This is a genomic window from Paenibacillus stellifer, from assembly GCF_000758685.1.
In the GTDB taxonomy this organism is placed as follows: Bacteria; Bacillota; Bacilli; order Paenibacillales; family Paenibacillaceae; genus Paenibacillus_AQ; species Paenibacillus_AQ stellifer.
The window spans coordinates 1,554,128-1,578,688 of record NZ_CP009286.1; the positions used below are offsets into that span (position 1 = coordinate 1,554,128).

A 24,561-nucleotide genomic window follows, 5' to 3' on the forward strand; every position below is an offset into this window, starting at 1 on the left:
GGTATAATAATTTCACGAAGGGGTTCCCGTTTCGAAGAGCGGGGCCTTGAGGAGGAGAACAGGATATTGTTCTTCTCCTGAAGCACCCGCTCTTTATCCGGGTTCCAAATAAAAGGAGGATTTTGACAATGGCAGTAACAACGTACTACGAGCAGGATGGAGATCTTAGCGTATTAAAAGGTAAAACGATCGCGGTTATCGGTTACGGCAGCCAAGGGCATGCCCAGGCACAGAACCTGCGCGACAGCGGACTGCAGGTCATTATCGGTCTCCGCGAAGGCAAGTCCTTCCAGACCGCGAAGAACGACGGCTTTGAAGTGCTGCCGGTCTCCGAAGCGGTATCCCGTGCGGATGTGGTACAGATTCTGATGCCTGACGAAACACAGGCTGCCGTATATAAGAACGAAATCGAACCGAACCTGAAGAAGGGCGCGGCTCTGATGTTCTCCCACGGCTTCAACGTTCACTTCGGCCAGATCGTGGCTCCGAAGGATTCCGACGTGCTGCTGGTTGCTCCAAAATCCCCGGGCCATATGGTGCGCCGCACTTATGAAGAAGGCTTCGGCGTTCCCGGCCTGATCGCAATCGAGCAGGACGCTACTGGCAATGCCAAAGCAATCGGCCTGGCTTATGCCAAGGGCATCGGCTGTACCCGCGCAGGAGTTATCGAGACTTCCTTCCGCGAAGAGACCGAAACCGACCTGTTCGGTGAACAAGCCGTACTGTGCGGCGGCGTAACCGCCCTGATCAAAGCGGGCTTCGAGACGCTGGTTGAAGCTGGATACGCTCCGGAAATGGCTTACTTCGAGTGCCTGCATGAAATGAAGCTGATCGTCGACCTGATCTATGAAGGCGGCATGGCGAAAATGCGCGATTCCATCAGCAACACGGCTGAATATGGTGACTATGTAACCGGACCGCGCGTTGTAACCGATGAGACGAAGAAGGCGATGAAGGCTGTTCTGAGCGACATCCAGCAGGGTAAATTCGCCCGCGACTTCATCCTGGAGAACCAGTCGGGCCGCGCTTTCCTGACGGCTACCCGCCGCAACGAAGCTGCTCATCCGATCGAAGTGGTTGGCGGACAGCTGCGTGAAATGATGGCCTGGATCAAGAAATAAGCAGCACATAAGCCTGACTTAAGAATTCTCTTCATATAGTATCTTGTTTCAATTTATAAGCAGTACATCTTCAGGTGCGGCTCCGCGAGAATGCGGGCCGCATTTGGAGTGTTTGCAGATTACAAGTACAAGGAGGTGCCCGGCATGCGGAAAATATATGTGTTCGATACGACGCTGCGTGACGGCGAACAGTCCCCCGGCGTTAACCTGAACACTCGCGAGAAGCTGGAGATCGCCTACCAGCTGGAGAAGCTGGGAATCGACCGGATGGAGGCCGGGTTTCCCGCGGCATCGCCGGGCGATCTGGCTGCGGTGGACGCGGTCGCCAGGGCGGTCAAGAACGTTACGGTTATTGGCCTTTCCAGGTCGCGGGAGAGCGATATCGACGCCGTCCGCGAAGCGTTGAAGGGTGCACAGGACCCCTGCATCCATCTGTTCCTCGCGACCTCGCCGATTCACCGCCAGCACAAGCTGCGGATGGAGAAGGCGCAGGTGCTGGAGACGGCCCAGGCCGCGATTCGTTATGCCAAGAAATACTTCTCGAAGCTGGAGTTCTCGCTGGAGGATGCCGGCCGGACCGAGCTGGATTTCATGGCCGAAGTCGTCGCGATGGCGATCCGCGAGGGCGCGAATGTCGTCAATATTCCGGATACAGTAGGTTATCTGAACCCTTCCGAATATGGCGCGATCTTTAAATACCTGAAAGAGAATGTTCCCGATATCGACCGCGTGCAGCTCAGCGCGCACTGCCACAATGATCTCGGAATGGCGACGGCCAACACGCTGGCGGCCATTCAGAACGGAGCGGATCAGATCGAGGGCACGATCAACGGGATCGGCGAGCGCGCGGGAAATACGGCGATCGAGGAAGTCGCCATGGCCCTTGAGACGCGGAGCGAATTTTTCGGCGCCAAGACGGGTCTGGTGCTGTCGGAAATTTCCCGCACCAGCCGCCTCGTCAGCAAGCTGACCGGCATGGTCGTGCCGGGGAACAAGGCGATCGTCGGCGCCAACGCTTTCGCGCATGAGTCCGGCATTCACCAGGACGGCATGCTGAAGGAGAAGACGACGTACGAGATCATGACGCCGGAGACGATTGGGCTGAAGGAGAGCAAGCTGGTGCTCGGCAAGCATTCCGGACGCCACGCATTCCGCGACAAGCTGAGCGATCTTGGTTATGATCTGCCGGAAGATGAACTGAACGCGGCATTCGCCAAATTCAAGGATCTGGCCGACAAGAAGAAGGAAGTGTCCGATGAGGACATTCTGGCGCTGCTGGAAGAACGGCTGGTCAACACACCTGAGGTCTTCAGCCTGCGCACGCTCTATGTCACCTACGGCAATGAGGCGACGCCTACGGCGAAGCTGGTGCTGAATGGCCCTCCGGAGGAGCCGATTGTCGCCGTGGCCGAGGGCAATGGCTCGGTAGACGCCATTTACAACGCCATCGACCAGGCGACGGGCGAGGAAGTCAAGCTGGACGACTATTCCATCAAATCCGTCAGCCAGGGCAAGGATGCCCAGGGCGAGGTGCATGTCATCCTGTCCCAAGGCATTGTAGCCGCGGCGGGCAGAGGACTCAGCACCGATATTCTGGAAGCCAGTGCCCGGGCGTACCTGGACGCGCTGAACAAGCTGATCGAGAAGCGGAAGACGTATACGAAGCGTGAGAACGCTCATCTATAACTCATAACCTGGCCTGTATATTCGTTACAGGCAAGGTGTTGTTCAAGGACTGCTGCGCATGACCGGATGTATCCGGCGGCGCGGCAGTTCTTTTTTTTCAGGAAAATAGGTCTGAGTGCACCACGAGGGTCGGTCTTGTTCAGAAATTGTTGAGGTGGATGGGCTAGAGTAGTCAGGAGAGAGAGGAGGGAATCATGGGATATTCCATTTTAACACCACCATCTAACCAACAACGGAGGTACTTAAGGCCGATGCGTAAAAAGAATATGGCAAAGATTCTGATATTTCTGCTGTTTGTCACCCAGTTGGCCTATGGATTTGGCTCGACACCGCGTGCGGAAGCTGCGCAAATCGATCAAGATCGAAATATCATTACGAGTGTCTCCATGGCTGTCTATGACAAGAACGGAAATACAGTCACGGATGCAGTGTACGAGCAAGGCTCCAAGGTTCAATTGGACTACACCTGGGAGCTTCCTTCCACACCCAAGTATCAAAGCGGGGACACCTACACATTCAAGCTCCCCGACGCGTTCAAAATGTACAATGATGTCCAAGGACCGCTGACCTTTGAGGGGATAAGTGTCGGCAATTTTACGGCCATTGCAGCCACACATGAAGTGGTCATGACGTTCAACAATTATATGGAAACGCATGATCCGGTTCATGGCACGCTGACCCTTCAGACGGAATTTGACAAGCAGGTTATCGTAGGCTCCTCAGAGCAGACCGTCGTGTTTCCGTTCAATGGAGGGAACTGCAACGTAACGCTGTTTTTCAAGCCGGCCATTTATATCGCCATACCGGTCCATTTTTCAAATAAGGCATCGCAAGTTTCTTGAAAATGGATCATATCCGTTTATCCGTACGGACTTTTTTTCCTGTAAGATATGGGACGAAGGTTATTCATTTTTGTTGCAGGGTAAAACTCAATTCGTTCGTCAAATGATATATAGAGGGGGAGGGGAGAAAGCTGGAAGAAGCGGAATGGGTATCTGCCGTGCTGAGCGGCGACCGTCAAGCCTTTGCGCATTTAGTGACGCGCTATCAGGGGATGGTATACCGGGTTTGCGTCAAAATTACAGGAGAATCCGAGTCGGCCAAAGATATGGCCCAGGAAGTGTTCATAAAGGCTTACAAGGCGCTCCCCTCCTTCCGAGGACAATCCTCGTTCTCTACATGGCTGTATCGGATTGCCTATCGTACCTGTCTCGATTACAAAAGGTCGAATGACAGGGAATGGCGCCACCGCACCTCGGCGGATGTCACGGAGAATGATTATGTCACCTCCAGGACGCCGGAGCACGATGTGCTGCGCAAAGAGGCCTCCGAAGAGCTGGGCCAGAGTGTGAACAGTCTTGCCGAACCGTACCGGTCGGTCGTGCAGCTGTACTACTTCAATCAGCAGTCTTATCAGCAAATAGCGGAAGCCAGGGGCGTGTCGGTCAAGACCGTAGAATCCCAGCTGTACCGCGCCAGACAGATGATGCGAAGGAAAGGGGAGATGTGGGAATGAGATGCGAACAGATAATGGAATGGCTTCCCTGGTATTTACAAGGCAGCTTGTCTCCCCTGGAGACGCGTGAAGTTACGCGCCATCTCGGATCATGTCCCGCCTGTGCGCGGTGGCTGGAGGAAGTCCGGGAGATGGAGGCGCTCTGGAAAGAGATGGAGCCGGATTTCGGCATGCACTCGGCACAGAGCGAAGAGATTCCCGATCTCGCCATACCGGTCATGGCCGAAATCGAGAGGCTGGATGCCCGCAGGAGGGATGCCGAAGCGAAGCCGCAGGTTACGGGCAGACGCTTTCAGGTCAGAACCTCATGGCTGCATTACGGGCTTGCTGCCTGTCTTACCTTCGTGCTTGTTCAATTCGGCGTATTCGAGCATCTGGGTTACGGCTTGTCGGAAATGAACGGCCATATGTCAACCTCGGTTACGGAATTCTTCAGCACTTCAGGCAATCAGCCTCATGGCAAATGACGAGTGAAAGCTCCGGCACAATATCCGGGTGAATCTATTTACATGTATTCGGGAGGAACTTACATGATCAAGAAGAAACGCTGGCTTACCTTTATGCTGGCTATGGCGCCCGGAGTCGGGCATCTGTATCTGGGTTTCAAGAAGCAGGGCCTGCAGTTTATGATCGGCGCCTTTATCTGCATCATCTTCATCCCTTCGATGCCGTCGGTCTTTCCTTTCGCCTTGGCGGCGCTGTGGTTCTACCAGCTGTTCGACGCCTTGCAGAGGGCGACATGGAACAAGATGGCCGCTGCGGAATACGACCGGATGATGTACAGCCAGGATATGTATGGCGGTGACCTGCCGTGGCCGCCCCTGTCCATGCCGCATATGCCTGATTATCCGAAGGATGATCTGGATTCGGCCTGGGTGGGAGGCGCCTGTATCCTCGCAGGTTTCCTGCTCCTGCTGATTACGGCGTTCCCCGATCTGTGGCGGCTGCTTACTGAGATCAACATCGGCACGATTCTGCTGTCGCTGGGTCTGATCGGCTATGGCTACCACATGCTCAAGAAGAATAAGAAGGCGTAGAAACGGGGAAGTGATCGATTATGGGCAGATGGAAAATCGGAAGTTTAACGGCAGCGCTCGGCTGCATTGCGCTTGGGGTGATTTTGGCGCTGGCCCAGGTCGGCGTTCTTACCTATGAGGTGCTCGGTTATCTGTGGCCGGCTCTGCTTATTATGCTCGGTCTCGAAATGCTGCTGCGGCTGCTTGGGCGAAGCGAGACGAAGAGCCGGACCAGCGGCTGGGCCATCGTGCTGATTGTCGTATTGGGATGCGTCAGCGCGGGACAATCCGTTCTGGCAGGCGGAACATTTGGCTCGCTGCTGGGACGGAGCCACCTGGCAGCCATTGAGGGCGAGGTGCCGATCAAGGATACCGTCAAAAAGGTGATTATCTCCATCCCCGGCGGCAAAGTGACCGTCAACGGAAATGATGGCGGTGTGCTGAAATACGACGGCAGTCTCATGGCACTGGGCAAAACCAAGGAGGAAAGCCAGCAGACGCTGAACAAGAACTGGCGGGCGACGGAAGTAGGGGATACAGTGACCCTTGAACTTCCATCCGAGAGCAATTGGCTCTCCAATATCACGATCGGGCTGAATTTCAGCTCGCCCTATCTGAATGTAAGTCTGCCTTCGAATCTTGAAGTAACCATCCATACATCCGATGGAGCGCTGAATGTGTCCGATCTGCAGGCTGGGGTGAAGGCTGATACTTCGAACGGAAGAATCGAGATGAAGGATATTCAGGGAGGCGTGGAAGCGGGCTCCAGCAACGGCGCCATACTGCTTCAGCAGGTGGACGGAGGGGCTTCGGTGACAAGCTCGAACGGCGCGATCACGCTGGAGGATGTGGGAGGCAAGGTGCACGCGAAGAGCAGCAACGGCAAGATCGTCATCCACTCCGGCATTTCAGGAGATTGGGATTGTAAATCCAGTAACGGCGCCGTTACGGTAACGGTGCCCAAGAATTCGGACGCCCGAATTATCGCGGATACCAGCAACGGCTCCATGAAAGGCAGCGTGGACTGGCAGAAGGAAGGGGACGACCACGGAACCGCGACGATTGGCGGAGGTACGCATACCGTGAAGCTCAACACGAGTAACGGCAGTGTCACGGCGGATGTGGAGGAGTAAGAAACAGACTCGACCTGACATTCATCATTTCGCAATATTCGAACAATCATACAAGCCGTACCTCCGGTTGATCACCGGATGGTACGGCTTTGGTTGTTCCGGACTCTAGGCGGCGCGATTACCAGGCATAAGCCTTCGGCGCTTCGCCGCCAGGCCCCGGGAAAATCTCGTCAAGCCTTGCCAGGACCTGCTCGTCCAGCTTCACTTCAAGGCAGCGCAGGGAGCTTTCGAACTGCTCCAGCGTCCGCGGTCCGATGATCGGCGCGGTAACAGCCGGATTGGCCAGCAGCCAGGCGAGCGCCACATTGTCCTGCGGTTCTCCGAGCTCCAGACACAGCTTGGCGAACTGCTCCAGCTGGTTCTTGTGCTGCTCGACGCGCTCCGTATTGCCGCCGCTGCGGCTGCCTTCTATCTTCTTCAGCGCATTGCGTCCCAGCAAGCCGCCGTCAAGCGGACTCCACGGAATAACACCGAGTCCGAGGCTCTGCGAGGCCGGCAGCACTTCAAGCTCGGGCAGGCGGCAGGTCAGGCTGTACTTGTGCTGCTCCGAGACAAGGCCGAGGAATCCGCGTGCCTTCGCTTCGCCCTGGGCGACCGCAATATCCCAGCCTGCGAAGTTGCTGGAGCCGACATAGCCGATTTTACCCTGGCTGACAGCCAGTTCAAAAGCGCCCCACAGTTCTTCCCAGGAAACGCTGCGGTCCACATGATGCATTTGATAGAGTTCGATATGATCCGTCTGCAGGCGTTTGAGAGAGGCGTCCAGATGCCGGCGGATTTTGTAGGAGGAGAGGCCGCGGTCGTCGTTGGGCCCGTCCAGCTTGTCGTTCATCGCACCGTATACTTTGGTGGCGAGTACGACCTTTTCACGCCGTCCGCCGCCCTGCTGGAACCAGCGGCCGATAATGCTCTCCGTCAGGCCGGAATGTTCTCCCCAGCCATAAATGTTCGCCGTGTCAAAAAAGTTGATCCCCGCATCCAGCGCGGCATCCATAATGCGGTAGGCTTCTTGCTCATCCGTCAGCGGTCCGAAATTCATTGTGCCAAGACAGATACGGCTGACCTTCAAGCCCGACTTGCCAAGATTTCTGTACTGCACCTTTCGATCACTCCCCGGAATGAAGAATATTGGATATGGAAAACGCTTGCGTACATATTCTAAATGAGTTCGAAAGTGAATGCAATTTGCCGGCTGCAGGCAGGGCAATATGTAAGAGGCTTCGGAGGCAAATGTAGCATCAGAATGATCGTGACGGGAAATGGCTCGGCGGAAAATTCAGGAGAAGGGCTGACAATGAAGCACAACCACCTCTCCTTTTCACTCAAGGATAAGAGTTAGAGGCGGATCAACAACAGTCTGAGTCGGACAGTCAGGGCAAAATGTCATTTTTCAGCGCCTCCTTTACCGGATATAGGATAGTATACACAGGGTGCAAATGCCTGATTGTTCATTTGTCTATAGAGTGAATTCGGATTTTCTCATTCCATAACCAATCGGCGTCAAGCGGAAAAACACATCTTGCTGCATCGCCCCTTGCTTCAATCTCTGCTTATAGGCTAATCCTATTAATATGATAGATTCCATATCTTTGTCCTTTTGAACAGGGTATGTTACAACAGTATACAGAAGAACTATGTCCGCACGTGATGCGGAACCAACCTGAGGAGTGACGAAGATGAGTGAAGTGAAGAAGATCGCCGTAATTGCAGGCGACGGAATCGGTCCGGAAGTTGTGGCGGAAGCCGAGAAGGTGCTGAAAGTTACCGAGGAGGTATTCGGCTACAAGTTCGAAACCGAGCATGCGCTGTTCGGCGGTATTGCAATTGATAAGAAAGGAACCCCGCTGCCGGAGGATACGCTCGCAATCTGTAAGAGCGCGGATGCCGTTCTGCTCGGTGCTGTAGGCGGTCCTCAATGGGACAACAATCCGAAGGAGCTGCGTCCGGAGACTGGACTTCTCGGAATCCGCAAGGCTCTCGGCCTGTTCTCGAACCTCCGTCCGGCGGTCGTGTTCGATTGCTTGAAGGAAGCCTCCACGCTGAAGCCTGAAGTGCTGGAAGGCACCGATCTGATGGTTGTGCGCGAGCTTACGGGGGGCATCTACTTCGGGGACAAGCTTCGCCGTCAGGGCAAGCAGGGCGAAGAAGCCGTCGACACCTGCGTATACAACGTGACGGAGGTAGAGCGTATTGTCCGCCAGGCCTTTGAGATCGCGGGCAAACGCCGCAAGAAGCTGGCTTCCGTAGACAAGGCGAACGTACTGGAGACTTCCCGTCTCTGGCGCGAAGTGGTCATCCGCATCGCTCCCGAATATCCGGAAGTGGAGCTGGAGCATGTGCTGGTCGACAACTGCGCCATGCAGCTGCTTCGCCGTCCGTCGAGCTTTGACGTTATCGTTACCGAGAATATGTTCGGCGACATTCTGAGCGACGAGGCCGCCATGCTGACGGGTTCTATCGGCATGCTGGCTTCCGCGTCCCTCGGTGAAGGCAGCTACGGCCTCTATGAGCCGGTACACGGCTCTGCACCTGACATTGCCGGCCAAGGACTGGCGAACCCGATCGCGACGATTCTGTCCGTAGCGCTCATGTTCCGTCTGACGTTCGGCTACGAGGATGCAGCCGATGCCATCGAAGCGGCAGTTGCCGAGGTTCTGGATGCCGGATACCGGACAAGCGATATTGCCGTTGACAAGAGCCAGGCGCTCAGCACGAGCGAAATGGGCGACCGCATCGTAGCTGCTATCCGCAAATAATTAGGCGATACTAAGAGTGATTTAGTTCGGAATGGATCAGCGGAGACACTGCGCTTGGGATACCCCTAAGCAGGCGAAATGAAACGGTTGTCACAAAATTCTGCTTATTTATAATTATTATAAAAAAATAATGACTGTAATATTGACTTTGATTTTGTACGATGATACCATTTGGTTTGTAGCAACCGACAGGTACGCACATCCATAATAATCAAGAAAGACATTGACTGAGCTCTGCATCTGGCAGGGTCCGGCGAACGTTTTTCTTACATAATCAAAGGAGGATTTTAGCAATGGCAGAACGTTTGGTAGGCAAACCGGCTCCAGATTTCACCATGGAGACCGCAACAGGGGACGGTAAGGAATTCGGCAAGGTCAGCTTGTCCGACTATCGCGGCAAATGGCTGGTATTCTTCTTCTATCCTCTGGATTTCACTTTCGTGTGCCCGACTGAAATCACAGCTCTGAGTGAAGCGGCCGATCAATTCACAGAGCTGGACACTGAAATTCTGGGCGTCAGCGTGGACTCCATCCACAGCCACAAAGCCTGGATCAACGCATCCAAAGAAGTTGGCGGCCTTGGTCAAATCAACTTCCCGCTCGCTTCCGACATCACGAAGAAGGTTGCAGCCGATTACGGCGTGCTGATCGAAGAAGAAGGCGTCGCGCTCCGCGGTCTCTTCATCATCGATCCGGAAGGCGAACTGAAATATCAGGTCGTTAACCATAACGACGTAGGCCGCAGCGTAGAAGAAACCCTTCGTGTGCTGCAGGCTCTGCAATCGGGCGGTCTGTGCCCAATGAACTGGAAACCTGGCGACAAGAACCTGTAAGTTGCAGATTTGTCCGGCCATGGCTCTTTGAGAAGGTAATGAAAGCCTCCTTCCGGATTTGCATCCGGTTAAGGAGGCTTTTTGCACCCGGACAGGTACTAATCCTGTTGACGTTTGAAAATGGGCGAAAAGGTTAATATAAACCTTAAATCGGCAGGGATTTCAGCTGTCTCTGTCAAATATAATAAGTAAAGGCGAAAATAAATGATACGCCGGAAGTGACCTAAGGAGGGTGAACAATCATGAGTTTTTGTTGCGGAGCGAGTATGGTAGGTACCAAGGGAACACTGAAGCATTATCGCACCCAAGTCCATAATGTTCCCCTGCTTTTTTGCCCGGTATGCCATCGGGTCGAGGTTCATTACAAGGTCGAGAATGAATATGAAATTTTGGCCGAGTATGCTCATGGAGATGGCGTAACGGATGTTGACTTCCAGGATTATGTAATGGAAGACGAAGAGGCGATCTTCGAAAATGTCGTCAATATGGAGAGCGAAGATGTGCTGTCCGTAATTCGCAGTCAGATTGATATGTCACTTGACCTGCTGGCGGTAGCGAAACAGATCGGTGATACCAAATGGGAGAGAGAGCTGAAAAAACGGCTTGCAGTAATGAGCCAGCGGCGTCATCGCCTTCAGCAGAAAGCATAGAAGACAATGCTCGAACTCATTTATCGGTAAAGGGCCTCGGCGTGATGCAGGGGTCTTTTTTGTAGCCTATTTAGCGATTTTTGATAGCGTTTTCGTCTCTCTAATTCGACAAAAAACCGCTCGTTACGCCCAAACGGGCATACCTTTAGAATCATTTTCCTTTTTTTTATGCATTCGACAGTATATCCGGTTGCGTATATGGCTGCAATAGGATATGATTGGAATATGAGTAGATGCATCCAATAACTAAATAAAGCGTTTGCCGAATTCATTTGCGGCTTCCCTACATAGGTTATAAGACCGGTTCATCAAGGAAGAGGTCGTAGATACATGTACGTTTGGTTGTCCTGCTTCGTCCATTTCAGTTGAAGGGGGAACTTCACATCGTGTTACATGAAATTCAGGAAAGCCGGCTACTAACAGCGCGACCGTTCCAGGCCGGGCTTCTGGACCGTACATACGAGAATGTTCTGGAGCATATTGACAGTGGCGTGATGTTATTTGATGAGGACGGGATTCTTACTTTCGCAAACGCTCGCGCATATGGGATGCTCGAACTTCAGCACTATTCTTTGGCAGGACGTTCTTTGGTTTTTTTGCTGACTCATCCGGTTTTAAGCCGTCAGAAGAGAAAGCAACTGCTCCGTCTGTACCGGGAGACGGTGTACAAAGGCAGACGGGCTCATGAGTTTTCGGATGAATACGGCCGGTACTGGCAGGTATCCGCGTCTTATGGACCGGAGATGAACGGCAGCTACTTGTTTCTTATTAAAGAGATTTCCGAGTACAAGCAGATTGAGCGGACCGCGTACCAGAACGATAACCTGGCCATGCTTGGCAAATTATCCGCGTCGATTGCCCATGAGATTCGCAATCCGCTGACCGCGATCCGCGGTTTTATTCAACTGCTGCGTCCTCACCTTCAAGGTCTTGGCAAAGAAGAGTACGCCAAAATTATCCTGGCGGAAATTGATCGTGCCAATGATATAATTCACGAGTTTCTGTCATCGTCCAAACCCTCATCACCCCAGGCTTCACTGATTACCGTTTCAGATTTGCTGAAGGAAGTGATTCTGCTTACCGAGAGCGAGGTGCTGATGAAGGGAGGCCAGATTGAGCTTACTGGCGTTGCCGGAGACCTCTGCCTCTACGCCGATGTGAAGCAGATCAAGCAGGTGCTTATCAACATGATCCGCAACTCGCTTGAGGCCATTACCGACCGTGTGGATGGCACAATGGGCCGGATTGAGCTAAGTGCGGACAGAGACGGCAATGAAGTACGGATCTCCGTCGCTGACAATGGGAAAGGCATGGATACCTGCACCCTGAGCCGGCTGTTCCACCAGTTCTTCACGACCAAGGAGAATGGAACGGGCCTTGGGCTGTCCGTCAGCGACCGGATTATCAAGAATCATGGCGGACATATCTCCGTCACCAGCCGGCTTAACGAGGGAACATGCTTTATCGTTTCTCTCCCTCTGACAACAAGCTACAAGGCTTGATTTAACCCTTATGAGTACCCTAATGCCGGACCCACATCAAAAAGGCTGTGCAGCTCACGGAGAGCGCACAGCCTTTTTGATACGAATAAGGATATAAGATCGGCAGGACCGGGGATTAGAGCGAACGGCCCGTGGTTCTTTTCGCTTTGACTTGGTCGGTAAAGGACTGCACTCCATTTCTCAATTTCGTGCGGACATCCTTGTTCTTCAGCAGATAAGCCGCTCCGAGTGCCAGTGTGGTCAATAACGTTTTTCTCGTATTCATGATGCATACCTCCCTGATATTGTCAGTCGAGATGCGGTTGCTTATTAGAAACATACCCGCCTTCCGAGGGAGTTAAACCATTAATTAAATACCAGAATGCCCGCTGTGCTTCAGAATGCCGGATGGCGGATTCTCCTGGGTTCCGCAGCAGGACAGCGGTGAATTCATGGAAGCGGCCGAGCAGCTCTTTCCTTTGTCGCAGCCTGCGCAGGCGCCCTTCTTGCCTTTTTGAACATGCCGGTAAATAGTCCAGCCTGAATAGCCGAAGATAGCGGCAGCGATCAATACATTAACCAATATGTTCATCTTGGTTACCTCACTTTCGCGTATGAAGACATGATGGAATCAGGCGAAGCCCAGCAGACGTCCTCCCTGATAAATGACCAGGCTAACGATGTAGGCCAGTGCAACGGCATATCCGATGGAGAACAGGGTCCATTTCCAGGAAGCTGTCTCTTTCTTAATAACGCCAACCGTAGCCAGGCAAGGGGTGTACAGCAGAATGAAGACCATGAAGCTTACCGAGCTTAGTGGCGTGAACATCTGGGAGATCAGCGCATTCAGACTAGCGCCCTCCTGGGTGTTGTAAATGATGCTCATCGTTGATACGACAACTTCTTTCGCCAGGAATCCAGGTACGAGCGTGGAGCCCGCCTGCCAGAACCCGAAGCCGAGCGGCTGAAGCAGAGGAGCGATCAAACCGCCGAATTTGGCGAGGAAGCTGTGGTCCATATCGACGTTAACTCCACTCGGACCGACATAGGACATGATCCAAATGATAACCGAGCCTGCCAAAATAATGGTGCCCGCTTTGCGAAGAAAGCCTTTACCCTTCTCCCAGGTGCTGCGGGACAGCGATTTGAGCTGCGGCATCCGGTAAGGCGGAAGCTCAATCACGAATACGGAAGACTCGTTCTTGAACAAATATTTCGAGAACAGCTTGCACAGCAGAAGCGCGAACACGATTCCCAAGGCGTACATCGTCATGATCACCGCGGCCTGGTTGGCAGGGAAGAATACGGCGGCGAAGAGCAGATATACCGGAAGCCGGGCGGAACAGGACATAAGCGGCAGCAGAAGAGTGGTTAACATCCGGTCTTTGGGCTGCTCAATGCTGCGTGCGGCCATGATGGCGGGCACATTACAGCCGAAGCCGATAATGAAAGGGATAAACGCTTTGCCGTTCAGCCCCATCCGTTCCATGATGCTGTCCATAACGAGACTGACACGGGCCATATATCCCGAATCTTCCACGAAAGAAATGATCAGGAAGAGGATAAAGATCTGTGGCACAAAGACAATAACTCCGCCGACCCCGCCGATGATGCCGTCGACAATCAAGGCATGTAAGAAGTCGGAAGCCCCAATGGAATCCAGAAGCGAGGTCGCTCCGCTGCTAATCGGGCCTGAAATAAGGCCGTCGAGCAGATCGGAGAGCGGCGCTCCCACCCATTCGAAGGTCGTTTTGAACAGCACGTACATAAATGCTAAAAATATAGGCAGTCCCAGATATCGGTTGGTGAGAACGATGTCCAAGCGCTCTGTGAGATTATGCGGCTTGATGCCTGACGCATCCAGTGCATCTTGGCACAGATTCCGAATATATTGAGTGCGGATGGAGCGGATCCACTGCGGAAGGGTAAGAGCTAGCTTCTTGATCTGCAGTTCGCTCTGACAAGAATTTCGGATGGCTGTCAGCTTTTGAAGATCACTTTTACCAGTAAGGACTTGTGAGATGACCGGGTTCTGCTCCAGAAATTGCAGCGCAACCCAGCGCGAATTGGGTAGACCGGGGATGGATCCCAGCTCGCGTTCAATGGCGGATACGGCTTGTTCGACTACAGGCCCGTAATCCAGCCGGAATGTGACGGGCGGGATATCAGCGGAGTTCTCAAGCATGCTGAGCACCTGCGAGCTGCCTTTCCCGGTTCTGGCGACCAGTGGAAGCACGGTGACGCCAAGCCGCCTCTGAAGGGCTTCGGGATCGACGATAATGCCTCTGGATTTGGCGACATCAACCATATTTAGACCGATTAGGGTCGGCCTCCCATACTCCAGAAGCTGAACGGTCAGCATCAGATTGCGTTCAAGCTGGGAAGCATCCACAATGTTGACAAGAGCTTCGGGAGCTTCCTCCAGCAAATACTGGGTAGCTACGCCTTCGTCGCGGGAGAGGGGATGAAGGGAGTAGATGCCGGGCAGATCGATCAGCGTGCCGGCCCCGTTCTTCAGATCGCCGACCTTCTTCTCCACCGTGACGCCTGCCCAGTTCCCTACATATTCATAAGATGAAGTCAGTGTATTAAAAAGAGAAGTCTTACCGGTATTGGGATTTCCAAGAAGTGCGATTGAACTCATGACACGTTCACCGTAATCTTGGAGGCTTCGTTACGCCGGATGGCCAGAAGCTGGCCGTTGCACTCCAGCATGACAGGTCCGAAGAATGGGCCTTTGCCTTTGAGACAGACTGTGCAGCCTTCCGAGACGCCGAGGTCAGCCAGACGCCGCTGAAGAATAGGATTCATTCCTTCAATTCCCTGAATGGAGCCGCTCGAACCGATCTGCAGTTGCATTAATTGACAAACTGAAGCAATCATCCTAAATCCCTCCGGTGGAGACTGATAATCAATCTCATTTCGTTTTTTGTAATTTAGCACTTTTTCATCGAAATTTACAGTGATTTTCATCACATGGATTTTCTGCACTGCCAGCCCTGGAACAAGGCTCAGTTTGGTGCTGTTAGGTATTTGGAACTTCTTCTTCCGGAAGATGTAGTCCGCGTATCACAAGTTTGATAAATATAGCTGTAACTTTATCAAGAAGCCATACCGATATTTATTAGTAGAGATAAAAAAGAATGATCAAAAAAATACGAAAAATCAGACGCGAGGGCTTATGAAAAGTGAACAGAAAAAAACGGTATGGACGGTAGCCGGCGGTGCGGTGCTGTTCCTGCTTATTCTTACCCTGCATCCCGCTCTGAATAGAGCGGGCGATATTGGGGCTATGTCCGCTTTGTATATAATCGCCGGCTGGCTCGCCAGCGCCCTTGGATTCGCCATTTTTGCGCAAGGCTGGCTATTATTCTCCAGCCAGCTGTCCAAGGGCAGACTGTACACTTCAGCTCTGTTTCTTGGAGTCTGCGTATTTGATCTTTTACATACTCTTGGCTTTGTTGGCACGCCTTTTATCAGCCACCTGATCAGCCGCGACCAATCGCTCTGGCTGCTCACGCTGTCCCGGCTCGTCAGCAGCTTCGGCATTCTGTTTATTTTCGGCGGAGAAGTATCCTCCACGCTCGTATCGGCCAAGAACAGCGTGCTGCGTAGAGCCCTTCTGCTGACCGCCGTAACACTGGCCGCGGCTTTATCGGTATTTTACATGTTCTCTGAAGCCTTGAATTCCGATGCAGGCGGAGGAATCCGGACGTTTCTCAATGTTGCGGCTCTGATGCTGTATCTGCTCACGATAGGGTTCATCGTATATCCCCGAAATGTGGAGAAGTCCTCCTCGCTGCTCATCGTCATCCGATCGCTTGTGTTCCTGGCACTCAGCCAGGCCTTCTACATTCTGGGCGAGGAGCAGGGAGCTGTTGATCTGCTGCTTGGAGCCTTCTCTTGCGTCGTAGCCTACTATCTGATGCTGAAAGGCGTCTACCGGCTGACGATCGAAGAACCGTTCTTCGAGGAACGGGCGGTTAAGGAACAGATTAACCATCTGGCTTATCATGACGACCTGACAGGCCTTCCGAACAGACGAAGACTGCTCCAGCAGGTCGATGAAATGATCGCCCGGCATGCGGCTTCCAGTCTGCGCGGATATTCGGCACTTTCCGTTCTCAATATCAATCACTTCAAGAACATTAATGACTCACTTGGCCACGTTGCCGGTGACAGCATGCTTCAAACCGTCGCCTTACGGATTGGAGAGGATATTGTTCATGGGGAAGAGCTCTTCAGCATGGGGGGCGACGAATTTGCTTTCCTGATGACCGACCGGGTCAGCGTGGAGAGCTGCATGACGCGGTCCAGGGAGCTTCTGCAGATGTTCGACAAGCCTATCGAGCTTGATTCAAGCGAGTACCATATTTCGCTTAGCCTCGGGATCAGCATCTACCCCGGAGACGGCGAAACCGCCGAACAGATGGTGCAGAACGCCGACACTGCCGTTCACAGCGCCAAGGAGCAAGGCGTGGACATCCGCCGCTACACCCCTTTGATGCAGATGAAGGCGAAGGAAAAGCTGAAGCTGGAGAATGATCTGCGGCGCGCGCTCGAGCGGAACGAATTCTACCTCGTCTATCAGCCGCAGATTCAGCTCTCGACACGGAAGCTTGTCGGGATGGAAGCTTTGCTCAGATGGCAGCATCCGAAGAGAGGACTTGTATCGCCGGCTGAGTTCATTCCGATCGCCGAAGAGAGCGGTATGATCGTACCGCTTGGAGAGTGGGTGCTCAAGACAGCATGCCGCCAGAACAAGGAATGGCAGAATGCCGGTTACCGTCCCATCTGCGTCTCAGTCAACCTGAGTCTGCGCCAATTTATGCAGCCCAATCTGGCAGGTAAGATCGAGGAGTTCCTGGAAGAGATCGGGCTCGACCCCCGCTTTGTCGATCTTGAAATTACCGAGAGCATGACTCTCGACAAGGAAAAGGCGTTCGAGCAGCTGCAGCGGCTCAAGGACATCGGCGTATACATCAGTATTGACGACTTCGGGACAGGCTACAGCTCGCTGCATTATTTGAAGAATATGCCGATTGACCGTTTGAAGATTGACCGCTCATTCGTTTCGGAGGTTTTGGAGGACAGCAACAACGCCGCCATCGTCTCCACCATTACCTCCATGGCTCACCACCTGAAGCTGAAGGTGACGGCGGAGGGCGTAGAGAACGAAGATCAACTGCAGTTCCTCCGGCAGCAGCACTGTCATGAGGGGCAGGGCTACTTCTTCAGCAAGCCGATTGAAGCACAGGAGTTTGAGAATGCGTTTCTGCGGTCCGCGCTGTATGGCATGCCTTCCTGATTGACCACGTCAGGATTTGGAATTGCCATCCCGGTGCGGAAGTGATAAAATGTTAAATGTTCAATAAATTGCGGGTGTAGTTCAATGGTAGAACTTCAGCCTTCCAAGCTGATAGCGTGGGTTCGATTCCCATCACCCGCTCCAAATTTACGTCAGAACATCCCCTGAGCCGCAGGGGTTTTATTTTTTATATGCAGGTTATTCTATGCCTGGTTCATCAAAAAGGGCTCTCGCTACTTCAGCGGGAGCCCTTTGACTTGTTGTGATTTACAGCGACTTCAGGTACTCGACGATCGTCAACAGACCTTTGTCGAAGTTCTCAAGGTTGAAATGCTCGTCGGGAGCATGCAGGTTCTCATCGTCAAGACCGAAGCCCATCAACACGACGGGGGCCTGCAGAATGCGGGAGAAGCTCTCCATGATCGGGATGGAGCCGCCGTCCTTCGTGAACAGCGCCCGGGTTCCGTACACCTTGCCATAAGCATCGGCAGCCAGCTGCAGGAACTCGTTCGACGGGTCGATGTTGAAGGCGAACGCCTTCTCCATCTGCCGGACATGGACCTCTGCGCCCGGCTGGATTCGGGCTTTCAAATGCGCTTCGATGGCGTCCAGCACCTTCTGGGGATTCTGATCCCCGACCAGCCGGCACGTAATCTTGGCATGGGCTTCCTTCGGAATAACCGTCTTGCTGCCTTCGCCCTGGAAGCCGCCGTATACGCCGTTAAGCTCGAGGGTCGGCCGGGCGCCGACACGCTCGACGAAGGTGTAGCCTTCCTCGCCGTAGAGGGCGCTCAGGCCGAGGCTTTCCCGGATCTTCTCTTCATCAAGTCCCTGCTTGGCGAACTCTTCCCGCATCATCGGAGACAATTCAGGAACGCCTTCATAGAATCCTTCAACAGCGACGCGGCCTTTGTCGTCATGCAGCGAGGTCAGCAGCGAGACAAGCGCGTGCAGCGCATTGGGAACGGCGCCGCCGTAAGAGCCGGAGTGGAGGTCTGTAGCGGCTGTGGTCACGTCGACCTCCAACGAGCAAAGGCCCCGAAGACCTGTGCAGATCGCTGGTCTTCCGCGCTCCAGAAGCGAGGTGTCCGAGACAAGCACGGCGTCGGCGGCCAGCAGCTCTTTGTTGGCTTCAAGGAAGTCCGTCAGATGGACGCTGCCGATCTCTTCCTCGCCCTCAATGCATAGCTTGACGTTGACCGGCAGGGTACCCTCGGTCTTCAGAACAGCCTCCAGCGCTTTGATATGCAGGAAGACCTGGCCTTTATCGTCCGTTGCGCCGCGGGCATACAGCTTGCCGTCCCGGATGTTCGGCTCGAACGGCGGGGTAGTCCAGAGATTCAGCGGGTCCACCGGCTGAACGTCGTAATGCCCGTATACAAGCAGGGTCGGCTTCCCTGGGGCATGCAGATAGTCGGCATAGACAACGGGATGGCCTCCTGTAGGATGAATCGTAACATGCTCGAGACCTGCCTGATTGAGCGTCTTCGAGAGCCATTCAGCGGCTGCCTGAATATCCGGTTTGTGGGCGGACAGGGCAGAGATGCTCGGGATGCGCAGCCATTCGCTCAGCTCATTCAGATGTTCTTCCCGGCGGGATTCGAAATAGGCAGTGTAAGACATAATATGTACCTCCTGGGTTTGCGGAGCCGATTAACGGCGGCTTCGTTCGGATGGCTCCCTGTGAGAGGAGCTCTACAGGAACATTATACCGGAGTCGGCACGCTACAATCAAAGTCCGTCCGATCCCGCGGCCATAGTGTTCCGAAGGAGGTTGTTTTGCCCGTCTCGGGCGTGATAGACTGGGACAAATCAGCTGGACATCGTTAATTCAGAACAGAGAAAACAGAGATATGATCCGCAGGATCGGGAGGAGCGAAAGCAATGGAAGCCAAATGGTTGAGCTGGGCCAAGGAGATTCAGGGAATCGCACAGACGGGACTGGAATACGGCAAGGATGTGTATGACCTGGAGCGCTATGAGGCACTGCGGGAGCTGAGCATCGACATTATGGAGAATTACACGTTTGAGAGCAGAGAGAAGATCAAGCTTGCTTTTGCCGATGATAAAGGGTACTGCACCCCCAAGGTCGATATTCGGGGAGTTGTGTTCCAGGAAGGCAAGATTTTGATGGTCCGCGAAAAAATCGACGGCAAATGGGCACTGCCCGGCGGCTGGGCCGATATCGGCTACTCTCCGAGCGAAGTCGCGGCGAAGGAAATTTGGGAGGAGTCCGGATTTGAGGCCAGACCGATTCGCCTGCTTGCCGTGATGGACAAGAAATTCCATGGTCATCCGCCTGACCCTTATCATATCTACAAGCTGTTCATCCTCTGCGAAATTAGCGGTGGAGAGGCGGCTGGAGGCGTGGAGACAAGCGAAGTCGGCTTCTTCGGAGAGGAAGAACTGCCGGAATTGTCGGTAAGCCGCAATACGGAGGCGCAAATCCGAACGATGTTCGAGTATCTGCGCGACCCGGACAAGCCGGTGCTTCTGGATTAAACGCCTGTCAATTCACTCAGCATTTGCATCATCCGATTCGAAACACTTATTGAAGCCATATATAGACAGATCGAATCCGTCTGATCTATATATGGCTGATTTGTAATCGCTTTTATGGATTTATGCATCATGCCCAAATATCCAAAAAATCATTAATTAATGGTTTTAAATTTGCGGAGGATCGGGTAAAATAGAGTTATGAAAGTGCTTACATTTACCGATCACCCGCTGAGTCTTTATAGCTAAAAAGTAATGTACAAAATTCGTGATATTTTTAGGTCCGGCGGTCTACATTTTTTCCTCTTGGGTGACGATAAGAGTAGTATAGGAGGGGATCGCATGGAAAAACGGGAAAATCTGAGATGGCCATTGCAGCAGGAAGGTGTAAATACACCTACTGAAGGACGCTTCTCTGTAGGACTTACGTGGGGGTTATTGCTGAGCATCCCTTTGTGGATTTCATCCATCGGATGGATCATGACCCTGGTAAAATAACTTTTGACGACAACATCAACTGCTGTGTCTTTAGCAAGCATAACTATAGATGCCAATGAACAATCAGTGTCAGCGGCGAGCAGATAACAAGAGCCGCTTCTTCCGGTTAAGGAGGAGGCGGCTCTTGTTGTTGTAATGGGGGGCCACCAGCGTCTGGAGGACACCGGTGGACGATTGTCCCCGAAAGACAAGAAGGTATAAGCTTCGCGCCATAACTTCCAGTTACTTCCCGGCAAAAGGCGGCGCTCCCGGCTGCTTGGTCAGGAGTTCATTGCTCCGGGCTTTCGGTCCATTCGGCATACAGAATGTCGATTTCCCGCGCCAGCTCTTCCCGCTCGGCATGCAGCGCAGCCAGACGCTCGGCGTCGCTGGCAAGCTCCGGCCGGAGCATGGCCGTATCCAGTTCCTTAAGCCGGCTCTCGGCGTCCCCGATGGCCTGCTCCCAATAGGCGGCGTCCCGGGCCGGGCCGGATTTACGCCGTGGCGCCGGGGCTGCAGGCTCGGCAGCGGTCTGAGCGTGATTTCTGCCGGCGGCTGCCCGGTCGCCTGATTCAGAGGATGGGGCCGACGCAGCAGCGATACGCCGCTCCGCCTGTTTCTCCTTGAAGTAGTCGTAGCTTCCCGGGAAGGAAGTGAATGCACCGCCGCCGATCGACCAAATGGTATGGAAACAGCGGTTGATGAAGTAGCGGTCATGGGAAACCGCAAGGACGGTGCCGGGGTATTCCTCCAGCGCCTCCTCCAGCGCTTCCCGCGAATCGATATCGAGATGATTGGTCGGCTCGTCAAGAAGCAGCAGATTGGGCTTCCGGTGCATCAGTACGGCGAACCTCAGACGGGTCCATTCACCGCCTGACAGGCCGCCGACGCTCTTGAAGACATCGCTGCCGTAGAACAGAAACCGTGCGAGCTGTCCTCTTGCTTCGCCTTCTTCCATTCCGGCCTCTTCACGGAAATAGCTCAGAACGGACTGCCGGGAATTCTCGGGAACGGCTTCCTGGGCCAGGTAGCCGACCGATACGCGTGAGCCGATTGCGCAGCTTCCCGTATCGGCTTCTTCCAGCCCCAGCACCATGCGGAGAAGGGTGCTCTTGCCCGCGCCGTTCCCGCCGATCAGGGCGGCTGTCTCTCCGTAACGGAGCACGGCGTTCGCCCCGGCGAAGAGCAGGCGGCTGCCGTAAGATTTGCTTACCTCCTCCAGCACAAGCGCCCGGCTGCCGGAGCGGTCCTGCTGCTCAAGCTGCAGGTCCATCGATTTGCGCTCCAGGATCGGCCGCTTGATCTTGACCATCCGGTCGAGCGCCTTCTGCATGGAAGCCGCTCTTCGGTGAAAGGAAGGATTCGGCGGATTCGCGTTGTTGCCCCACTCGATCAGCCGTTTGATGCTCTCCTGCATTTTCTTGATCTTCTTCTGCTGCTCCTGATAGTCCGCGAACTGCTGAAGCAGCAGCGCTTCCTTCTCCTTCTGGTAGCCGGAATAGTTCGTGTGGTAGATGAAGGCTTCGCCGTCTTCGATCTCGATGATCTTGGTTACGACCGCATCCAGAAAATAGCGGTCATGGGAGATGGCGATCACCGTGCCGGCATAGCCGGAGAGAAACTGCTCCAGCCATTCGATCGCATCCATGTCGAGATGATTGGTCGGCTCATCAAGGAGCAGAACATCCGGCCGCCGCAGCAGAAGGACAGCCAGGCCGACCTTGGTCTTCTCGCCTCCCGAGAGGGAGGCGAAGGGGCGCTCGAACTGCCCGGCGGGAATGCCGAGGCCGGTGGCCACGCGCTGAATCTCGGATTCGATCTCATAGCCGCCCGCGCGCTCGAACTTCTCCTGCAGCACGCCGTATTCCCGCAGGCATTCATTCCACTGCGTGTCCTCAGCGCCCATGGCTGACATGCGAAGCTCCAGCTCCCGGAGTCTGGTCTGCCACGCCAGAGGCTCCGCGAAGCTGTGTTCCAGGACGGAGCGGACACTCTGCCCGGCTCCATCCTGGATTTGGGCCAGAAGGCCGACGGCGCTGCCCCTCCGGATGGAAATCTGGCCGCTATCCGGCGTTTCGCCGCCGCTCAGCAGCGTGAACAGCGTCGTCTTGCCGCAGCCGTTGCGGCCGATCAGGCCGACGCGCTCACCTTCGCGAACGCCAAGCGTGACATCCTTCAGCACCTCCTGGGCTCCGTGGTACTTTTTAACATTTTGACATTGTATAATCATAGGGATTCTCCTTGTTCGCTTCAGCGGCAGGCTGATTCAGCTCCGCAAGCGGGTATATTCTACCGGAGAACGCCCCCTGCACGACTCATGCATAGGCAGACATACACGGTTAAACGACCTGACGCAGTCCAGAGACGTCATGCGTTAACCGGGATATATAAGGACAAGATGAAGCGTCAAGCATATATGTCCTTATATATGCAAAAAGACCGCAGGGAAACGTTCCCCGCGGCCTTGTCCGGATGCCGGTTGCTAGATCCGGCGGCTGGAAGGCAGGAAAGACATTTCACAGTAGGCAGGTGTTATGATATTGGCGTAAAAGGACAGACCTCTCCCGTTGTTGCCATATGCATGAACGATGCCTGCCATTGCGATAGGCAAACGGCCGACCATGTTACCCAAACCTGTGTGATTCATCTTTCTCCACCTCCCTTTAAACAAAGTTACTGTCATTGTAAAATAGTTCGCTTCATAAAGCAACTCCGAACTTCGCCCCCTATTGCGGGCATGTCATGACTGCGAAGGAAAGCTATACGAAGTAGCGGAGCACCAATCCGCCATACACAAAGGCGACTACGATTACGAGTGCGGGATGGATTTTGCGCCGTTCCATGGCCCAGAAGGCAATGGCGGCGATAATAAGCGTCTGCCAGATGCCGATAGAATCGATCGGCCCTTTTGCCATCTGCCAGGTCAGGGTCACCATCATAATCGCAATCACGGGCTGAACCATCAGGGTCATGCCTTTGACAACTGTGGACTGCCGGTACTTCGACAGAAGACGGAGCAGCAGGATGAGACCCGTGGCGGAAGGGAGCACCGTGGCCGCTAGCGCAAGGATGACGCCGGCCCAGCCGTAGATTTCATACCCGACATAGGCTGCCACCTTCGTGGCGATCGGTCCGGGAAGCGCATTGCCCAGCGCCAGCATATTGGAGAACTCCGCGTCGGACAGCCAGTGATAGTGCGGTACGATTTCCTCATACATCAACGGAATCGAAGAGGGCCCGCCTCCGTAGCCGAGCAGATTGGCAATGAAGAAGCCGATAATCAGATCAAGCCATTCCATCACGGCGTGCCCCCTGTCCCACCGCGTCCGCTGCGAAGAGCGGCGACAGCGCGGTAATGCACGGTTCCGTAAGCAAGGAACAGCACGATGACAATGGCGGGATGAACGTGCAGCACCTCAAGCAGAAGGAGAGCCAGAAGCATGAAGGCGGCACCGGCGGCGATGCCGAGACCTTTGACGCCTTTTTTGGCAAATTCGTAGGCCATTACTCCGAGCATGACGGCGATGACGGGCGATACGGCGGCGATCATGCCCTTGACGACCTTTGAGCCGGCCAGCACATTGACTGCGGACAGCAGCAGGATCATGGCAAGCACACTGGGAAGAATATGCATGACGACGGCAAAAAAGGCGCCGGGTCCGCCTCTGCGTTTGTAGCCGAGGTAGGCGGCCATTTTGGTGGCGATCGGACCCGGCAGAGCGTTGGCGATAGCCAGGATTTCCGCGAATTCTTCATCGCTCAGCCACTTGTAGCGGATCACGGCATCATGGCGGATCAGCGGAATGACTGAAGGGCCTCCGCCATAGCCGAGAATGCCGGTTCGAACCATGGATGTTCCCAGTTCTATGTAATCTTGCTGATTTGGTTTCAAGCGGTTTCCCCCTTATATGTTGTAATAAATGAATCAAATTCATCAAATGACAGGCGAGCTGCGGTACTGCTCATCTTATAGAAATACCCCATTTGCGCCTTTTGTATGGACATATACATATATATTTCGTTCATTATATTTTGTCTTGAACCCCGGCAGTCACAAGTTTGTGCACGGCACACAAATCTGGAGT

24 protein-coding genes and 1 tRNA gene are annotated in these 24,561 nt (G+C 54.0%); 15 read left to right on the plus strand and 10 right to left on the minus strand.

Annotated features, from left to right (window positions below; translation table 11 throughout):
* Positions 1 to 128: 128 nt before the first annotated feature.
* The 7 genes from ilvC to PSTEL_RS07130 all read left to right on the plus strand — a co-directional run bounded on the left by ilvC (position 129) and on the right by PSTEL_RS07130 (position 6,472).
* Entirely contained in the window at positions 129 to 1,121 is a 993-nt protein-coding gene (ilvC, locus tag PSTEL_RS07100; RefSeq protein WP_038694425.1) for a ketol-acid reductoisomerase, read from the plus strand.
* Positions 1,122 to 1,265: 144 nt separating this feature from the next.
* Entirely contained in the window at positions 1,266 to 2,807 is a 1,542-nt protein-coding gene (locus tag PSTEL_RS07105; RefSeq protein ID WP_038694426.1) for a 2-isopropylmalate synthase, read from the plus strand.
* 251 nt (positions 2,808 to 3,058) lie between these two features.
* A complete protein-coding gene (locus PSTEL_RS07110; RefSeq protein ID WP_038694427.1) occupies positions 3,059 to 3,649 on the plus strand; it encodes an Ig-like domain-containing protein in 591 nt (196 codons plus the stop codon).
* 131 nt (positions 3,650 to 3,780) lie between these two features.
* Positions 3,781 to 4,323: an RNA polymerase sigma factor gene (locus PSTEL_RS07115; protein WP_281176781.1), complete on the plus strand. Its 543-nt coding sequence runs from the start codon at positions 3,781 to 3,783 to the stop codon at positions 4,321 to 4,323.
* On the plus strand, positions 4,320 to 4,790 hold the full coding sequence (locus PSTEL_RS07120) for a zf-HC2 domain-containing protein (protein ID WP_038694428.1): 471 nt from the start codon (positions 4,320 to 4,322) through the stop codon (positions 4,788 to 4,790). Before PSTEL_RS07115 ends, PSTEL_RS07120 begins: the two co-directional genes overlap by 4 nt.
* A 63-nt stretch (positions 4,791 to 4,853) precedes the next feature.
* Positions 4,854 to 5,360, plus strand: a complete 507-nt coding sequence (locus tag PSTEL_RS26090; protein WP_052098250.1) for a hypothetical protein — start codon at positions 4,854 to 4,856, stop codon at positions 5,358 to 5,360.
* 20 nt (positions 5,361 to 5,380) lie between these two features.
* Complete coding sequence (locus PSTEL_RS07130) at positions 5,381 to 6,472, plus strand: DUF4097 family beta strand repeat-containing protein (RefSeq protein ID WP_038694429.1); 1,092 nt, start codon at positions 5,381 to 5,383, stop codon at positions 6,470 to 6,472.
* A 118-nt stretch (positions 6,473 to 6,590) separates the two neighbouring features.
* Here the strand turns inward: PSTEL_RS07130 and PSTEL_RS07135 are convergent, their stop codons facing one another.
* A complete protein-coding gene (locus PSTEL_RS07135) occupies positions 6,591 to 7,571 on the minus strand; it encodes an aldo/keto reductase (RefSeq protein ID WP_038694430.1) in 981 nt (326 codons plus the stop codon).
* Between the two features lie 577 nt (positions 7,572 to 8,148).
* Between PSTEL_RS07135 and leuB the strand changes: the two genes are divergently transcribed.
* The 4 genes from leuB (at position 8,149) to PSTEL_RS07155 (ending at position 12,213) form a co-directional block, all read left to right on the plus strand.
* Positions 8,149 to 9,228 (plus strand): 3-isopropylmalate dehydrogenase, encoded by a 1,080-nt coding sequence (gene leuB / locus PSTEL_RS07140; RefSeq protein ID WP_038694431.1) that lies wholly within the window; start codon positions 8,149 to 8,151, stop codon positions 9,226 to 9,228.
* A gap of 293 nt (positions 9,229 to 9,521) precedes the next feature.
* On the plus strand, positions 9,522 to 10,061 hold the full coding sequence (locus PSTEL_RS07145) for a peroxiredoxin (protein ID WP_038694432.1): 540 nt from the start codon (positions 9,522 to 9,524) through the stop codon (positions 10,059 to 10,061).
* A gap of 242 nt (positions 10,062 to 10,303) precedes the next feature.
* Positions 10,304 to 10,711 (plus strand): hypothetical protein, encoded by a 408-nt coding sequence (locus tag PSTEL_RS07150; RefSeq protein ID WP_038694433.1) that lies wholly within the window; start codon positions 10,304 to 10,306, stop codon positions 10,709 to 10,711.
* 386 nt (positions 10,712 to 11,097) lie between these two features.
* Positions 11,098 to 12,213: an ATP-binding protein gene (locus tag PSTEL_RS07155; RefSeq protein WP_038694434.1), complete on the plus strand. Its 1,116-nt coding sequence runs from the start codon at positions 11,098 to 11,100 to the stop codon at positions 12,211 to 12,213.
* A 115-nt stretch (positions 12,214 to 12,328) separates the two neighbouring features.
* Here the strand turns inward: PSTEL_RS07155 and PSTEL_RS27860 are convergent, their stop codons facing one another.
* The 4 genes from PSTEL_RS27860 to PSTEL_RS07170 all read right to left on the minus strand — a co-directional run bounded on the left by PSTEL_RS27860 (position 12,329) and on the right by PSTEL_RS07170 (position 15,051).
* Positions 12,329 to 12,478, minus strand: coding sequence for a hypothetical protein (locus PSTEL_RS27860; RefSeq protein ID WP_169744544.1), 150 nt, complete (start codon positions 12,476 to 12,478; stop codon positions 12,329 to 12,331).
* Positions 12,479 to 12,562: 84 nt separating this feature from the next.
* A complete protein-coding gene (locus tag PSTEL_RS07160) occupies positions 12,563 to 12,784 on the minus strand; it encodes a FeoB-associated Cys-rich membrane protein (RefSeq protein ID WP_038694435.1) in 222 nt (73 codons plus the stop codon).
* A gap of 39 nt (positions 12,785 to 12,823) precedes the next feature.
* Positions 12,824 to 14,836, minus strand: coding sequence for a ferrous iron transport protein B (gene feoB / locus PSTEL_RS07165; protein WP_038694436.1), 2,013 nt, complete (start codon positions 14,834 to 14,836; stop codon positions 12,824 to 12,826).
* Positions 14,833 to 15,051, minus strand: a complete 219-nt coding sequence (locus PSTEL_RS07170) for a FeoA family protein (RefSeq protein WP_052098251.1) — start codon at positions 15,049 to 15,051, stop codon at positions 14,833 to 14,835. The genes feoB and PSTEL_RS07170 overlap by 4 nt, the downstream gene beginning before the upstream one ends.
* 322 nt (positions 15,052 to 15,373) lie before the next feature.
* Here PSTEL_RS07170 and PSTEL_RS07175 point away from each other — a divergent pair, with 322 nt between their 5' ends.
* Both PSTEL_RS07175 and PSTEL_RS07180 read left to right on the plus strand, forming a co-directional pair.
* Positions 15,374 to 17,500, plus strand: coding sequence for a putative bifunctional diguanylate cyclase/phosphodiesterase (locus PSTEL_RS07175; RefSeq protein WP_038694438.1), 2,127 nt, complete (start codon positions 15,374 to 15,376; stop codon positions 17,498 to 17,500).
* Between the two features lie 70 nt (positions 17,501 to 17,570).
* Positions 17,571 to 17,644 (plus strand) — tRNA-Gly (locus PSTEL_RS07180).
* 123 nt (positions 17,645 to 17,767) lie between these two features.
* Here the strand turns inward: PSTEL_RS07180 and PSTEL_RS07185 are convergent.
* On the minus strand, positions 17,768 to 19,123 hold the full coding sequence (locus tag PSTEL_RS07185; RefSeq protein WP_038694439.1) for a dipeptidase: 1,356 nt from the start codon (positions 19,121 to 19,123) through the stop codon (positions 17,768 to 17,770).
* Between the two features lie 261 nt (positions 19,124 to 19,384).
* On the opposite strand from PSTEL_RS07185, the gene PSTEL_RS07190 reads away from it, so the two are divergent.
* Positions 19,385 to 20,002 carry an NUDIX hydrolase gene (locus PSTEL_RS07190; protein ID WP_038694440.1) on the plus strand — a complete coding sequence of 206 codons (618 nt, stop codon included), beginning with the start codon at positions 19,385 to 19,387 and terminating at the stop codon, positions 20,000 to 20,002.
* A gap of 339 nt (positions 20,003 to 20,341) precedes the next feature.
* Entirely contained in the window at positions 20,342 to 20,497 is a 156-nt protein-coding gene (locus PSTEL_RS27865; protein WP_169744510.1) for a hypothetical protein, read from the plus strand.
* Between the two features lie 268 nt (positions 20,498 to 20,765).
* Here PSTEL_RS27865 and abc-f read toward each other — a convergent pair whose 3' ends face one another.
* The 4 genes from abc-f to chrB form a co-directional block, all read right to left on the minus strand.
* Complete coding sequence (gene abc-f / locus PSTEL_RS07195; protein WP_038694441.1) at positions 20,766 to 22,706, minus strand: ribosomal protection-like ABC-F family protein; 1,941 nt, start codon at positions 22,704 to 22,706, stop codon at positions 20,766 to 20,768.
* Positions 22,707 to 22,958: 252 nt separating this feature from the next.
* Complete coding sequence (locus PSTEL_RS27870; protein ID WP_169744545.1) at positions 22,959 to 23,123, minus strand: hypothetical protein; 165 nt, start codon at positions 23,121 to 23,123, stop codon at positions 22,959 to 22,961.
* A gap of 112 nt (positions 23,124 to 23,235) precedes the next feature.
* Positions 23,236 to 23,775 carry a chromate efflux transporter ChrA gene (gene chrA, locus PSTEL_RS07200; protein ID WP_038694442.1) on the minus strand — a complete coding sequence of 180 codons (540 nt, stop codon included), beginning with the start codon at positions 23,773 to 23,775 and terminating at the stop codon, positions 23,236 to 23,238.
* Complete coding sequence (chrB, locus tag PSTEL_RS07205) at positions 23,775 to 24,368, minus strand: chromate efflux transporter ChrB (RefSeq protein WP_281176761.1); 594 nt, start codon at positions 24,366 to 24,368, stop codon at positions 23,775 to 23,777. Before chrB ends, chrA begins: the two co-directional genes overlap by 1 nt.
* Positions 24,369 to 24,561: the final 193 nt, after the last annotated feature.

Coding starts and splice junctions, on each gene's coding strand:
- ilvC (WP_038694425.1), top strand. CDS start 129: ATGGCAGTAACAACGTACTACGAGCAGGATGGAGATCTTAGCGTATTA.
- PSTEL_RS07105 (WP_038694426.1), top strand. CDS start 1,266: ATGCGGAAAATATATGTGTTCGATACGACGCTGCGTGACGGCGAACAG.
- PSTEL_RS07110 (WP_038694427.1), top strand. CDS start 3,059: ATGCGTAAAAAGAATATGGCAAAGATTCTGATATTTCTGCTGTTTGTC.
- PSTEL_RS07120 (WP_038694428.1), top strand. CDS start 4,320: ATGAGATGCGAACAGATAATGGAATGGCTTCCCTGGTATTTACAAGGC.
- PSTEL_RS26090 (WP_052098250.1), top strand. CDS start 4,854: ATGATCAAGAAGAAACGCTGGCTTACCTTTATGCTGGCTATGGCGCCC.
- PSTEL_RS07130 (WP_038694429.1), top strand. CDS start 5,381: ATGGGCAGATGGAAAATCGGAAGTTTAACGGCAGCGCTCGGCTGCATT.
- leuB (WP_038694431.1), top strand. CDS start 8,149: ATGAGTGAAGTGAAGAAGATCGCCGTAATTGCAGGCGACGGAATCGGT.
- PSTEL_RS07145 (WP_038694432.1), top strand. CDS start 9,522: ATGGCAGAACGTTTGGTAGGCAAACCGGCTCCAGATTTCACCATGGAG.
- PSTEL_RS07150 (WP_038694433.1), top strand. CDS start 10,304: ATGAGTTTTTGTTGCGGAGCGAGTATGGTAGGTACCAAGGGAACACTG.
- PSTEL_RS27860 (WP_169744544.1), bottom strand. CDS start 12,478: ATGAATACGAGAAAAACGTTATTGACCACACTGGCACTCGGAGCGGCT.
- PSTEL_RS07160 (WP_038694435.1), bottom strand. CDS start 12,784: ATGAACATATTGGTTAATGTATTGATCGCTGCCGCTATCTTCGGCTAT.
- feoB (WP_038694436.1), bottom strand. CDS start 14,836: ATGAGTTCAATCGCACTTCTTGGAAATCCCAATACCGGTAAGACTTCT.
- PSTEL_RS07170 (WP_052098251.1), bottom strand. CDS start 15,051: ATGCAACTGCAGATCGGTTCGAGCGGCTCCATTCAGGGAATTGAAGGA.
- PSTEL_RS07175 (WP_038694438.1), top strand. CDS start 15,374: ATGAAAAGTGAACAGAAAAAAACGGTATGGACGGTAGCCGGCGGTGCG.
- PSTEL_RS07185 (WP_038694439.1), bottom strand. CDS start 19,123: ATGTCTTACACTGCCTATTTCGAATCCCGCCGGGAAGAACATCTGAAT.
- PSTEL_RS07190 (WP_038694440.1), top strand. CDS start 19,385: ATGGAAGCCAAATGGTTGAGCTGGGCCAAGGAGATTCAGGGAATCGCA.
- PSTEL_RS27865 (WP_169744510.1), top strand. CDS start 20,342: ATGGAAAAACGGGAAAATCTGAGATGGCCATTGCAGCAGGAAGGTGTA.
- abc-f (WP_038694441.1), bottom strand. CDS start 22,706: ATGATTATACAATGTCAAAATGTTAAAAAGTACCACGGAGCCCAGGAG.
- PSTEL_RS27870 (WP_169744545.1), bottom strand. CDS start 23,123: ATGAATCACACAGGTTTGGGTAACATGGTCGGCCGTTTGCCTATCGCA.
- chrA (WP_038694442.1), bottom strand. CDS start 23,775: ATGGAATGGCTTGATCTGATTATCGGCTTCTTCATTGCCAATCTGCTC.